Below are 13,705 nucleotides of genomic sequence, written 5' to 3'. Positions count from 1 at the left end.
GAAGAAATGCAGTATGGGAAAAACAGAACAGAGCGGAGGCTGCACCGGGGGTTGCAGGACAGCGCTGTCCTGCTCCTGCTGCTGCTCCTCGGCTTCTATGTGAACCGGCATATTCACATCAAGGGGCTGTACATGGACGACCTCTATATGTGGTCCTGCTATGGCGAGCAGTCCTATCTGGAGTTTGCCTTTCCGTTCCGGAGCTCGACCCGCTTCCGTCCGGTCTACTGGACGCTGACCTACCTGGAAATGATGATTGTCCGGAATCACCCGTCACTCTTCGTGCCTGTTAATATCCTGCTGAATGTCGGGCTTGCCTTTTTCCTTTACCGCTTTTCCAGACGTCTCTCCGGACAGAGCCTGCTGAGCGGTCTCATGACGGGGGCTCTATATCTGATTTCGCACTTCGCCTACTATCAGATCGCGCAGGCGCTGGGGCTTCTGGAAACCATGTCGCTCTTCCTCGCGGTGCTGCTGCTTTTCCTCCTGCTCCGTTATCTTCGGGAGGGACGGAATGCGGACTTCCTTGCCGCCTGTCTCTGCTATTTCCTGCTGGTTTTCTCCCATGAGAGGTATCTCGCGCTTTTTCCGCTCTTTTATCTCGCGCTGTTCGGAGGGGGAGAGGGGAAGGAGAGCAGGACTTCGGCTGTGCTGCCGGGGAGAAGCCGTGCGAGAGGGCAGAACGGCAGACGTGCCGCTATGGAACGAGCCCCGCAGCGGTTCGCAGCGCTTGGGATCGGGCGGAGATGCTTCCTTCCGCTTCTTCCGCTTCTGGAGCTTTTCGGCATTATTCTCCTGCGGCGCTTCTTTATCGGAAGCGCGCTTCCTGCGGGGACAGGGGGCACTGAGGTAACGGAGACCTTTTCCATCCGGCAGGCACTTCATTTCTCCGTGCAGCAGCTCCTCTATCTTTTCGGGATCAATGTAGGGCCGGAGTATCTCGCGGGGATCAGCTGGACGGATGTCGCCCCGGGGATACGGCGGCTGGTATTTCTCTCATGGCTTCCCCTTTCCGGTATTGTCCTGGCCTATCTTTTCTGGAGCGTCCGGAGGCGGGCATGGAGGGAGCGGCACTTTCTCGCCGAGAACCTGCTCTTCCTCGGCTTCCTTGCGCTCTGCATCGGCTGCTCCGCGGTAACGATCCGCGTGGAGCTGCGCTGGGTCTATGTGAGCTATGCCGGCGCACTGCTCTACCTCTCTTATATGATCGGCAGGCTGGGGGACTTCCTCGGCGCGGCGCAGTCGAAGCTTCGGTATCGGTGCATTGCAGCGAAGGACAGTGAGAAGGTGCTGCCGCTGGATCGGGAGAGGGCGAAGCGGGATTTCGGAGAGCGGCTCGGACGGCGTGCGGTTCTCTTCTTCTCCGTGTTCTTCCTGCTTTACGGGATGCTGCTCGCGCCGGTTGAACGCTATTACCGAAGCTTCTACAGCCGGATCTATTTCTGGGAGGATCAGGATCGGATGAATTCCCTCGCGGAGGAAACTGTGGAGAAGTACGGGATAGACGGGGTGCTGGGAAAGCAGGTCTATATCATCGAGAACAGCTATCGGATGACGGAGTTCTATGGGAGAACCTTCTTCAAGGTCTATGACCCGGAAAAGACGGGACAGGGGACGGTGATCCGTTTTCTGCCTTCACTCGCGGCACTTCCGGCATCGGCAAACGCGGAGAATTCCATCGTGCTCCGGGAGCTGCCGGAGGCGCGCGGCTACCGGGACATCACTGCGGAGGTCTTTTAATGTATAAGCTCCTGTGCAGCGACGGAGCGGCGCCATGCGAGCATGGGCGGAAGCTCCGTCATTGCACAGGGCAACAGGTATGAGCAAAAAAGCGATGCGAACATAGTGAGCAGCGCGATTTGCGAATAGCTGTCAGCGGCACGAGAGCAGCGAAGCGGCGAAGTGACGCGTAAGCTTATACATTAAGCAGAAGCAGCGACGGAGCGGCGCCATGTGAGCATGGGCGGAAGCTCCGTCATTGCACAGGGCAACAGGTATGAGCAAAAAAGCGATGCGAACATAGTGAGCAGCGCGATTTGCGAATAGCTGTCAGCGGCACGAGAGCAGCGAAGCAGCGAAGTGACGCGTAAGCTTATACATTAAGCAGAAGCAGCGACGGAGCGGCGCCATGCGAGCATGGGCGGAAGCTCCGTCATTGCACAGGGCAACAGGTATGAGCAAAAAAGCGATGCGAACATAGTGAGCAGCGCGATTTGCGAATAGCTGTCAGCGGCACGAGAGCAGCGAAGCAGCGAAGTGACGCGTGAGCTTATACATTAAGCAGAAGCATAAGCATAAGGGCGGGAGAGAGACGGGATGGAACAGAGCGCAAAGAAAATGAAGAAATACAGAGAACAAAGTGCATGGCTGAGGACGTGGGGCTTCTGTATCCTGCTGCCGCTGTTCTTTTCCCTCCTGCTCGTCCTCTATATTCTCACGGGCTCTGTCGATATCGTGAGCACGGACTATATCCGGCTGGTGAACGCCTATCTGCCGGATACGCTGAATCCCGCGAAGCTTTTCATGCCGGACATCCTGACGCGCATCCCGCTTACCTACCTCTTTCGTGCGCTGAACGTATGGCTCTTTCGTTATTCCGTGAACTTCGACCGGCTGCTCGGCGTGCTGGGACTCTTCCTTTCTGCCGTTGTCGTGCTGCGCTACGCACAGAGGATGCGGATTCCGGCAGGCTTTTCTCTTTTGCTGCTCGTCGTGCTGTTCAGCCTGAACAAGTGGGAGCTTTTGCTGAACGGCTCGGGCTACGCCCATTTCCTCGCCTTTTCCCTTTTTTACCTGCATTTCCTGCTGCTGGAGCGCTGGTATCAGGGGACAGCAGGCGTGCGGATACGGCGCGGGCTCCTGCTGCTGCCGTGGCTTGTGCTTCTCGCGGCGGGGCCCTATCTTCTGGTCTATGCCGTCTGCCTGCTGCTCTGCTATTCGTACTGTGTTATTTCCGCGAACCGGAATGTGCGTCGCGGAGACTGCCTGCATTTTGGCCTGAGCGCGCTCGCGACGCTGCTGCTCTATCTTCTGAGCAATCATTTCGCAGTCTATGAGTACGCGGGAGCACAGTCCTTCGGGCTCGGCACGCTGATCCGGGACTATCCCGCATTTTCTCTGCACTTTCTCTGGAACGGGCTTGCGTCCATGCTCCTCTCCGGGGAGCTTCTGGAAGCGCTTCTCGCGCGGGGCGCCCTGACGATGCGTGGAATTTACGCGATCGGCATCGGTGTCGCCCTTGCTTATGCCGCCGCGTTTTTCCTTTATTTCCGAGAGGGGCTGTGCCGCCGGACGATCTTTCCGGCACTGCTCCTCCTCTATGGGCTGGGCAGTCATTTCGTCGTGCTGCTGTCCCGCTATGTCTTCCTGCGGGAGAGCTATGCATGGCAGAGCCGGTACAGCCTGCAGTACCAAAGCGGGATCCTCGGAATACTGCTGGTATTTGCACTGTATTTTTCGGAGCGACGAAAAAAAGGCGCCGCTTCGCCTGCCCTTCGCTTCAGGAAGGCGGGAATCCTCCTGCTTTCCGTGGCATTTCTGCTCGGAAACTGCTATACTAGCTACGCGGAAATGAAGAAGCTGCCCTACCGGAGAGCGCGCTATGAGGAAATGCGGGCTGCCGCGGAGCAGCTTCAGAGCTACACGGATCCGGAGCTGGAGGAGCTTTTCGAGTACCATCATGGCGGGGAACGGATCCGTGCCGCATATCGGATACTGGAGGAGCGGAAGCTTAACATATTCAGGGAGTGAAGATGAAGGTTTTAATTCTGGCAGGCGGGTTCGGCACGCGGATCTCCGAGGAGTCGCATCTCAAGCCGAAGCCGATGATCGAGATCGGGGAAATGCCGATTCTCTGGCATATCATGAAGTATTATTCATCCTATGGGCTGAATGACTTCATCATACTGGCGGGCTACCGGCAGTATGTCATCAAGGAGTATTTCGCGAACTATTTCCTGCACAATGCCGACATTACCTTCGATATGTCGAACAACCAGATGGAGGTGCACAGCAGCGCCTCGGAGAACTGGCGGGTGACGGTCGTGGATACGGGGCTCCGTACCATGACAGGCGGCAGGGTGAAGCGGGTCAGGGACTATGTGAAGGATGAGCCCTTCATGCTGACCTATGGGGACGGTGTCTGTGATGTCGATCTGGACGCGCTGCTCCGCTACCACCGTTCGCATGGGAAGATCGCGACCATTACGACAGTGAACCTCGCCCAGCAGAAGGGCGTGCTGGATATCGCGGAGGACGGCAGCATCCGGAGCTTCCGGGAGAAGGAGGAGATGGACGGCGCCGCCATTAACGGCGGCTTCATGGTCTTCCAGCCGGAGCTCTTCGAGTATCTGGAGGGAGACGAGACGGTGCTGGAGCAGGAGCCGATGCACCGTCTCGCTGCGGACGGAGAGCTGATGAGCTTCTATCACAGGGGCTTCTGGCAGTGCATGGATACCCAGCGGGAGAAGAGGCTGCTGGAGGCGCTCTGGGAGAGCGGGAGGGCGCCGTGGAAGAGATGGAAGGACGAGAGATGAATTTTGAAGAGCTGGAGAGCTTCTACAGAGGGAAACGGGTACTGCTGACGGGACATACCGGCTTTAAGGGGAGCTGGCTCTCGCTGCTGCTTCAGCTTCTGGGTGCGGAGGTCTACGGCTATGCCCTGCCCGCACCGACGGAGCCGAATCTCTTCTCGATTCTCGGACTGGAGGAGCAGATGCATTCCGAGCGGGGGGACATCCGGGACTACGAGCATCTCCGGCGATATTTCGCGGCGGCGCAGCCGGAGCTCGTGCTGCATCTCGCGGCGCAGCCCATCGTGCGGGATTCCTACCTCTTCCCGCGGGAGACCTATGAGACCAATGTGATGGGGACGGTCAATCTGCTGGAATGCGTGCGGCAGAGCGGGAGCGTCCGTTCGCTTCTGAATGTCACGACGGACAAGGTTTACGAGAATCCCGAGCTTGCGGGGCATGCGTTCCGGGAGGAGGAGAAGCTGGACGGCTTCGACCCGTATTCGAACTCGAAGTCCTGCTCCGAGCTCGTGACGCACAGCTATCAGAGGTCTTTTTTCCCGGAACCGGGGGAGAAAGCGGACGGCGTGCGGATTCCGGCGGTCTCCACGGCGCGCGCCGGCAATGTGATCGGCGGCGGAGACTTCGCGAACGACCGCATTATCCCGGACTGTGTGCGGGATACGATCGCCGGACGGCGGATTCATGTGCGGAATCCGTACTCGACGAGACCATACCAGCATGTTCTGGAGCCGCTGCTCGCTTATCTCAGCCTGACCGCGCTGCAGGCGGGCTTCGATCCGGCGCGGGATGGGCTGGACGATGAGAGGGGCAGGCAGTACGCGGGCTGCTATAATGTCGGACCGGACGAGGAGGATGCGATCACGACGGGCGAGCTTGCGGATCGCTTCGTCCGGTGCTGGGGCGGCGGCGCTGCGTGGGAAACGCAGGCGGAGGCGGCTGCGCCGCATGAGGCGAGCTATCTTCGGCTGGACTGCACGAAGCTTCGGGAGAAGCTCGGCTGGAGACCGCGCTGGCATGTCGCGGAGGCGGTGGCGGAGACGGTGCGCTGGTATCGGAGCTGGAAGGACGGAGAGGATATGCTTGCCTTTACCGAGCGGCAGATTCGGGAGTTCTGCGGAAAATAGCAATGGCGAAGAGACAGAGAATAGAAGGACGGGAGAGGAAAATGGAGAATCACAACTGGCAGTCGGAGCAGGAGGCGCATGACGAGATCCTCGGTATGGTCGCGGAGTATGCGCGGAAATATAAGCTGCGGCGGGACGTGTACCATGAGGGAGACCGCATTCCTTATGCATCCCGCGTATTCGATGAGCGGGAGATGTGCAATCTCGTTGATGCCGCGCTCGAGTTCTGGCTGACCTCCGGTCGTTATACGAGGGAGTTTGAGCAGAAGCTCGGGACGTACCTCGGGGTGAAGCATGTGAGCTTTGTGAATTCCGGCTCCAGCGCGAACCTGCTTGCTTTTATGACGCTGACCTCTCCGCTGCTCGGCGAACGGCGGGTGAAGCGCGGGGACGAGGTTATCACCGTCGCAGCGGGCTTCCCGACCACGGTGACGCCGATCATCCAGTACGGCGCGGTGCCGGTCTTCGTGGATGTTACGGTGCCGGGCTATAATATCGATGTGACGAGGCTGGAGGATGCGCTCTCCGAGCGGACGAAGGCGGTGATGATAGCGCATACGCTCGGGAATCCCTTCGACCTGTCTGCGGTGAAGGCATTTTGCGAGAAGCATGGGCTGTGGCTCGTGGAGGACAACTGCGACGCGCTCGGTTCTGAGTATGAGCTGGATGGGGAGAGACGGCTGACCGGCTCGATCGGCGATATCGGGACGAGCTCCTTCTATCCCCCGCATCACATGACAACAGGAGAGGGCGGCGCCTGCTATACGAACGACGCGCGGCTGCACCGCATCATGCGCTCGATCCGGGACTGGGGGCGCGACTGCTGGTGTGATTCCGGCAGGGACAATACCTGCGGGCACCGCTTCGACGGACAGTACGGGGAGCTGCCGAAGGGCTATGACCACAAGTACGTCTATTCCCATTTCGGCTACAATCTGAAGGCGACCGACCTGCAGGCGGCGATCGGTGTGGCGCAGCTCGAGAAGTTCCCGGGCTTCGCAGAGAGGCGGCGGCGGAATTTCGCGAGACTGCGGGAGCTGCTCCGTGCGGGGAATGCAGAGGAGAGGCTGATCCTTCCGATCGCGACAGCGCATTCCGACCCGAGCTGGTTCGGCTTCGTGATGACCGCGCGGGAGGGCGTGAGCCGGGAGAAGCTCGTCCGCTATATCGAGGAGCAGGGTGTGCAGACCCGGATGCTCTTCGCCGGAAATCTCATCAAGCATCCCTGCTTCGACGTGCTCCGGCAAAGCGGCGAGGGCTTCCGCGTCGTCGGAGAGCTGACGAACACGGATCGTATCATGGAGGATACCTTCTGGGTCGGGCTCTATCCGGGCATGACGGAGGAGAAGCTCGCCTACATGGCAAAGACGATCCTTGCAGGGCTTAAGACGGCGTGAGGATGCGCTTTGCGCCGCACGCCCCGGAGCGTCCGCGCTATCGCTGCGGGACAAATGCGGTACGGCACCAAGGCGGATTTAAAGGACAGCCTCGCATGGGGCACGAAGCGGTACATAAGCACCATGAGAGTGCGAAATGAGGGGGATTATGGGAGAGAAGTGCAAAGAGCAATCCGGATGCCGGCCCTTGGAACCCGAATCCTTTGATTTGGACAAGGTACATGAGGCAAGCCTCGATATCCTGCGGGAGATCGACCGGATCTGCCGGAAGCGCGGGATCGCGTATCGCATCGATTCCGGCACGCTGCTCGGAGCGGTACGGCATAAGGGCTTCATTCCATGGGACGACGATGTCGATCTTGTTTTCCGAAGAGAGGAGTTCGAGCGCTTCCGGCAGGCTGCGCAGGAGGAGCTTTCCGACCGCTTCGAGCTGGTGCTGCCGGACGAGTACCGGGATGGTGCGGCGTTTTACGATTTCGTGCCGCGGGTGATCTACAGGAATTCGCGCCGACATTCCGGAGATGACCGGATGCAGGCGTTCTATGAAGGAAAGCTGAACCATCTCTGGGTGGATCTTTTTATCCTTGACAGGCTCCCTGCGGGGAAGCTCGCGAGCCGGCTCTGCCGCATGAGGCAGCAGATCGCCTTCGGGCTCGGAATGGGGCACCGGAGGTGTCTGGACTTTTCGAAGTACTGCGGTATCGAGAGGATAGAGGTCGGCGTGCTTTCCGGCATCGGACGTCTGCTGCCGATGCCCGTGATCTTCCGGCTGCAGGAGCGCTGGGCGCGGAAATACACCGATCGGACGGCGCGGACGGGGAAGTGCTCCGGGCGATCCTTCTTCTCGAACTATCAGCCGGACTTCCAGTACTGTGTTGTGGAGGACAGCTGGGAGGAGCCGTATACGGAGTATTCGTTCGAGGGGGAGCGCTTCCTCGGACCGAGAGACTGGGATCGGGTGCTCCATATGCTTTACGGGGAGTATATGCAGCTTCCACCGGAGGAAAAACGGCTGCCGAGCCACAGCGGCAGGGAAATCGAGGTGCTGGATAAGGGATGAAGAGGCTGAGTCTCGTGATCTCCGCCTATAATGAGGAAAGCGGGATCGAACGGTTTTATGAGGTAGTGAGGGGCTGCTGCGAGGCGCTCCGGGAGAGGGGCTGGGATTATGAGCTCCTCTTTGTAGATGACGGCTCCGCCGATCGGACGGGAGAGAAGCTCCGCGGCCTTGCGGCGCGTGACAGGATGCATGTCCGCCTGCTTCGCCTTTCCCGGAACTTCGGACATGAGGCGGCGATGACTGCGGGACTGGACTACGCGTCGGGGGATGCGCTGGTCTTTCTGGATGCAGATCTCCAGCATCCGCCGCGGTATCTCGCCGAAATCTGCGAAAGACTGGACGCGGGCTATGAGGTGATCTCCATGGTGCGGACGGCGAACCGCTCCGCGGGGGTTCTGAAGAATATCAGCTCCGCAGGCTTTTATTGGCTGATCAACCGTCTCTCGGACGTGCATTTCCAGCCGAACGCCTCGGATTTCTTCGCCATTTCCCGGAGAGTGCAGGGGATCCTCCGGCAGAGCTATCGGGAGAAGGTTCGTTTCCTCCGCGGCTACGTGCAGAATGTCGGCTTCCGGAGGACGGTGATCGAGTACGAGGCGGCGGAGCGTGTGGCGGGGGAGAGCCACTATTCGCTCCGGAAGCTGCTCGTGTTCTCGCTGAATACCATCATGTGCTTCTCGAACATGCCGCTGAAGCTCGGGATCTTCGCGGGGGCGCTCTCCGGGCTTCTGGGACTCGTGGTGCTGGCGTACACCCTGTGTACGCGGTGCGGTGCGCCGTCCGGCTACGCGACGATCGTCGTGCTGAACTGCTTCATGTTCGCGGTGCTCTTCTTCGTGGTCGGCATCATCGGTGAATATATCTCCGTGCTCTTTACGGAAATGAAGGATCGTCCGATCTATCTCGTGGAGGAGGAGAGGAATTTCGAAGAGGAAAAGGATGACAGCTCTTTGCGGGAGAGCAGGCGGACACAGACTTCGTCTGTGCCGGATCATTTCGCAGTTTCCTGATGGAAACTGCTGCACTCTCGCATCGCTGACAGAGAGGCAATCGCAAGCAATTGCCCTAAACCGCTCAAAGCGCTTCGCACTTTCGCGATGTTTACACATCGCTTCGTTCTCATACCTGCTGTTCTGTCAAATGTCCGAACGCTCGTGCAGGTAAGCTTGCCTCGCGTTCGTCCGCCTGACAGGAGACTTATACAATAAATGACCGTTGAGAGCAGCGGGAAAGCAGGGGTTTTCGTGGAAAAGCACGGAAAGCCTCTGCTTTTTTGTGGCTTTCGTAGAAGAATATTCTAGATTTTGAAGAGAATATTCTATGTTTTTTGCGTACTGCTTTGTCTATAATGACAGCACAAACAACAAGCGCGCGGCGGGAAACGCCGCAGCGGTTCAAATCTAAGGAGGATTTGGGATTATGAAAAAGTTACTCGGCATCATGACGGCATCTGCTATGGCGGCATCTCTTCTCGCGGGCTGCGGCGGCTCCAAGGCAGCGGAGACCACGATGGCTCCGGCAGAGACGACGGCAGCGGAGACGACGGCAGCCGCCGCAGAGAGCAAGGCGGAGACCAAGGCAGAGGCGGGAACGGCAGACCTGAAGGATAAGAAGGTCGGCGTCTGCATCTATCAGTTCTCCGACAACTTCATGACCCTGTTCAGAACAGAGCTGGAGAACTACCTCGTAGAGAAGGGCTTCTCCAAGGATAATATCAAGATCATGGACGGCGCGAACGACCAGGCTACGCAGACCAACCAGATCCAGAACTTCATCTCCGAGGGCGTAGATGTGCTCATTATCAACCCGGTGAACTCTTCCTCCGCGGCTACTATCACAGACATGGTACAGAGCGCAGGCATTCCGCTGGTTTATATCAACAGAGAGCCGGATGCCGACGAGGAGAAGAGATGGGAGGACAACAAGTGGGATGTAACCTACGTTGGCTGTGATGCCCGTCAGTCCGGTACTTTCCAGGGTGAGATCATCGCTGACCTCGGCATGGACAAGATCGATATGAATGGCAACGGCAAGGTTGACTACATCATGATCAAGGGCGATCCGGAGAATGTAGACGCGCAGTACAGAACCGAGTTCTCCATCAAGGCGCTCGAGGATGCCGGACTTCAGGTCAACAAGCTCGACGAGCAGGTCGGCATGTGGCAGCAGGATGAGGCGCAGAGACTGGTTGCGAACTCCCTGTCTCAGTACGGCAACGACGTTGAGGTTGTGTTCTGCAACAACGACGCAATGGCACTCGGTGCGCTGCAGGCGATCGAGGGTGCAGGACGAACCGTGGGCAAGGATATCTTCCTTGTAGGTGTAGATGCGCTGGAGGAGGCTTGCCAGAACGTGCTTTCTGGAAAGCAGACCGGTACCGTGTTTAATGATCACATTTCTCAGTCCCACACGGCGGCAGACGCAGCGGTGAACTACCTCACCGGCGCCGGCAACGACCACTACATCGGCTGCGATTATGTGAAGGTTACCGCGGAGAACGCACAGGATATCCTCGACTCTCTTAAGTAATCGACAGCAGAAAAGACAATTTCGGAGTGCGGGTGCCCATCGTACCTGCACTCTTTTTCAGAGGGAGAACAAAATGGCGGAATATAAGCTGGAGCTCAGAGGCGTTTGCAAGTCGTTCCCAGGCGTAAAGGCTCTGGATCATGTGCAGCTCGCCGTGCGTCCGGGCTCTGTACACGCATTGATGGGAGAGAACGGCGCCGGCAAGTCGACATTGATGAAGTGCCTCTTCGGGATCTACAGGATGGATGAGGGAGAGATCTATCTGGACGGTCAGAAGGTGGACATCCGGAATCCGGATGAGGCGATGGAGCATGGCGTCGCCATGGTACATCAGGAGCTGCAGCCGGTTCTGGCGCGATCCGTCGCGGAGAATATGTATCTGGGACGCTTTCCTGTGCACAGGTTCGGGCCTCTTAAGGTGATCGACCACAGGCGGATGAATGAGGAAACCACGAAGTGGCTGAAGGAGCTGGGGCTCGACTACAATGTCAAGGCACCGCTCGGCTCACTCTCCATCGGACAGATGCAGATGATAGAGATCGCGAAGGCGGTTTCCCACAATGCCAGAGTCATCATCTTCGACGAGCCGACCTCCTCCCTCTCCGACCGTGAGGTGGAATTCCTGTTCAAGGTTATGAATGACCTTCGGAACAAGGGTGTCGCGATGATCTACATTTCCCACAAGATGGACGAGATCAAGCGGATCTCCGACGATATTACAATCATGCGGGACGGCACCTATGTCGGCACATGGTCCTGCGCGGAGCTGACCACGGATCAGATCATCGCGAAGATGGTGGGACGCGAGCTGACCAATATCTATCCGGAGAAGCATCATGAGATCGGCGAGGTCATCATGGAAGTGGAGGATCTCTCTTCTATCCATGAGAAGTCCTTCCGAAATGTGAGCTTCTCGATCCGAAAGGGAGAGATCCTCGGCTTCGGCGGGCTGGTCGGTGCGCAGCGGACGGAGCTCATGGAGGGGATCTTCGGCATCCGCCATCTTGCGAAGGGGAAGATCAAGGTACACGGCAGGGAGGTCGCGATTAAGAGACCCAAGGATGCGATGGATGCCGGAATCGGGATGATCACCGAGGACCGCCGCGGAAACGGCATCTTCGGCTGCCTGTCTATCAAGGACAATGTCGGCATTTCGATCTACAACAAGAATCTGCAGGCGGGAATCGTGCTGAACCACGGGGCGATCAACCGGATCGTGGACGACAACATCAAGAAGCTGTCGATCAAGACGCCGAGCATGCAGGAGCATATCGCGAATCTCTCCGGAGGGAACCAGCAGAAGGTCATCGTATCGAGATGGCTCGCCAACGATCCGGATATCCTGATCATGGATGAGCCGACGAGAGGCATCGATATCGGTGCAAAGCACGAGATTTATGAGATCATGGAGCAGCTTGCCGAGCAGGGCAAGGCGATCATCATGATCTCCTCCGAGATGCCGGAGCTTCTGGGTATGGCGGATCGGGTATGCGTAATGTGCAACGGCAGGCTGACCGGTGAGATCGACGAAAGAGAAGAGATGACACAGGAAAATGTCATGAACCTCGCGACGCAGTTCTAAAAAGGGGATATTACAATGCAGAAGACACAGAAACAGAAGACCATTGACTTCCTGATCAACAATGGTGTGATTATCGTCATGTTCATCCTGGTGCTTTACACAGGACTCACCTCCAACAACTTCCTGACAAGGAACAATTTCCTGAACATTCTGGGGAATATGTCCTACCGTCTGGTTATCGCCCTCGGCATCGCCGGCTGCGTCATCACGGCGGGCTGCGACCTCTCTGCCGGACGTATGATCGGCTTCGGCGCCTGCATCGCGGGCATGCTCCTGCAAAAGGCGGACTATTCCGGACGCTTCTTCGGACAGGGAAGCTGGGCAGGCGGCTTCTTCGACAGGTTCCAGAGTGCGGGTATCAGCGGCAATACGCTGCTCTTCATGCTCTTCGTACTGCTCATCACGATGCTGATCACTGCTTTCTTCGGGACGATCACCGGCTGGTTCATCGCGTATCTGAATGTGCCCCCGTTCATTTCTACGCTGGCGATGATGGAGATCATCTACGGGCTCGGACTGATCCTCACGGGCGCGACGCCGCTCGGCGGCTACGTGGAGACCTATACGAAGGTTTCTACGGGCAAGCTCCTCTGGCTGAGCTATCTGATCTGGATCGCGCTCCTGATGGCGGCGATCACCTGGTTTATCTTCAATATGACCCGCCATGGTAAGTATATGTATGCGATCGGCGGAAATCCGCAGGCAGCAGAGGTTGCCGGCGTACCGGTGAAGCAGACCATGGTTATCATCTACGCGAAAGCGGCAGCATTCTACGGCATGGCGGGCTTCATGCTCGGTGCGAAGGCGGGCGGCGCTTCGATCAATACCGGACTCGGCTATGAGATGGAGGCGATCGCGGCCTGTGCGCTCGGCGGCGTATCCGTCACCGGCGGACGCGGACGTGTTTCCTCCGCTATCATCGGCGTTGCGGTGCTGGAGCTTTTGAAGGCGGCGCTGCAGTTCCTCGGAGTCAATGCCAACGCACAGTACATCGCGATCGGCATCGTGATCTTCATTGCGATCTCTCTGGATATCCGCAAGTACGTCGCGAAGAAGTAAGCTTTACGAACGCGAAGCATATCGTATATAATGAGGGGGCTGCAGCTGTCTGCGGCCCCCTTTACGGTATATAGGGAGGTGTGTATATGCCAAATGAATTGGTGAAGCTGAGTCTGTCGCAGCTGGGGATCCCGGCGATCCTCGGAGTTTTGCTTCTGTATTATGCAGTGAAGCTTCTCATCTTTCAGGATGTGGAGGCGATCCGTCCGCCGCAGTGGAAGCCGCTCCGTCCGGAGCAGAGAAGCGCTTATGCGAGAGAGGCGGGGCTGCTCCTGCTGCTCTTCGGCGTCTGTACGGCGATCGCCTCCGTACTGATGCTTTTTATCCCGCTGCTCGGGCTCTGCTTCCTGACGCTCTCAATCCTCGGCGTGTTCTACCGCTTCCGCAGGATGGAGGAGAAGTATACGGGGTGAGAAGCG

Annotated in this window: 11 protein-coding genes; all 11 read left to right on the top strand. The window is 58.0% G+C overall.

Annotated elements, in window-relative coordinates; translation table 11 throughout:
- The first annotated feature begins 6 nt into the window (after positions 1–6).
- Positions 7–1,740, top strand: a complete 1,734-nt coding sequence (locus HW273_RS00525) for a hypothetical protein (RefSeq protein ID WP_179009747.1) — start codon at positions 7–9, stop codon at positions 1,738–1,740.
- A gap of 576 nt (positions 1,741–2,316) precedes the next feature.
- Positions 2,317–3,750, top strand: a complete 1,434-nt coding sequence (locus HW273_RS00520; RefSeq protein ID WP_179009746.1) for a hypothetical protein — start codon at positions 2,317–2,319, stop codon at positions 3,748–3,750.
- 2 nt (positions 3,751–3,752) lie between these two features.
- The gene (gene rfbF / locus HW273_RS00515) at positions 3,753–4,535 is read left to right on the top strand and encodes a glucose-1-phosphate cytidylyltransferase (RefSeq protein ID WP_179009745.1); all 783 of its coding nucleotides are present in this window, start codon (positions 3,753–3,755) and stop codon (positions 4,533–4,535) included.
- Positions 4,517–5,659, top strand: a complete 1,143-nt coding sequence (rfbG, locus tag HW273_RS00510) for a CDP-glucose 4,6-dehydratase (RefSeq protein WP_243206804.1) — start codon at positions 4,517–4,519, stop codon at positions 5,657–5,659. Before rfbF ends, rfbG begins: the two co-directional genes overlap by 19 nt.
- A 41-nt stretch (positions 5,660–5,700) precedes the next feature.
- A complete protein-coding gene (rfbH, locus tag HW273_RS00505) occupies positions 5,701–7,056 on the top strand; it encodes a lipopolysaccharide biosynthesis protein RfbH (RefSeq protein WP_179009744.1) in 1,356 nt (451 codons plus the stop codon).
- Positions 7,057–7,204: 148 nt separating this feature from the next.
- The gene (locus HW273_RS00500) at positions 7,205–8,116 is read left to right on the top strand and encodes a LicD family protein (RefSeq protein ID WP_179009743.1); all 912 of its coding nucleotides are present in this window, start codon (positions 7,205–7,207) and stop codon (positions 8,114–8,116) included.
- Positions 8,113–9,126 (top strand): glycosyltransferase family 2 protein, encoded by a 1,014-nt coding sequence (locus HW273_RS00495; RefSeq protein ID WP_179009742.1) that lies wholly within the window; start codon positions 8,113–8,115, stop codon positions 9,124–9,126. Before HW273_RS00500 ends, HW273_RS00495 begins: the two co-directional genes overlap by 4 nt.
- A gap of 409 nt (positions 9,127–9,535) precedes the next feature.
- The gene (locus HW273_RS00490; RefSeq protein WP_179009741.1) at positions 9,536–10,645 is read left to right on the top strand and encodes a galactose ABC transporter substrate-binding protein; all 1,110 of its coding nucleotides are present in this window, start codon (positions 9,536–9,538) and stop codon (positions 10,643–10,645) included.
- 73 nt (positions 10,646–10,718) lie between these two features.
- Entirely contained in the window at positions 10,719–12,227 is a 1,509-nt protein-coding gene (locus HW273_RS00485) for a sugar ABC transporter ATP-binding protein (RefSeq protein WP_179009740.1), read from the top strand.
- A gap of 15 nt (positions 12,228–12,242) precedes the next feature.
- Positions 12,243–13,286 (top strand): ABC transporter permease subunit, encoded by a 1,044-nt coding sequence (locus HW273_RS00480; protein ID WP_179009739.1) that lies wholly within the window; start codon positions 12,243–12,245, stop codon positions 13,284–13,286.
- 86 nt (positions 13,287–13,372) lie between these two features.
- Positions 13,373–13,699: a hypothetical protein gene (locus HW273_RS00475; protein WP_179009738.1), complete on the top strand. Its 327-nt coding sequence runs from the start codon at positions 13,373–13,375 to the stop codon at positions 13,697–13,699.
- Positions 13,700–13,705 lie beyond the last annotated feature (6 nt).

Source organism: Oribacterium sp. oral taxon 102 (assembly GCF_013394775.1).
In the GTDB taxonomy this organism is placed as follows: Bacteria; Bacillota; Clostridia; order Lachnospirales; family Lachnospiraceae; genus Oribacterium.
This window is presented reverse-complemented; position numbering and strand designations above follow the sequence as displayed.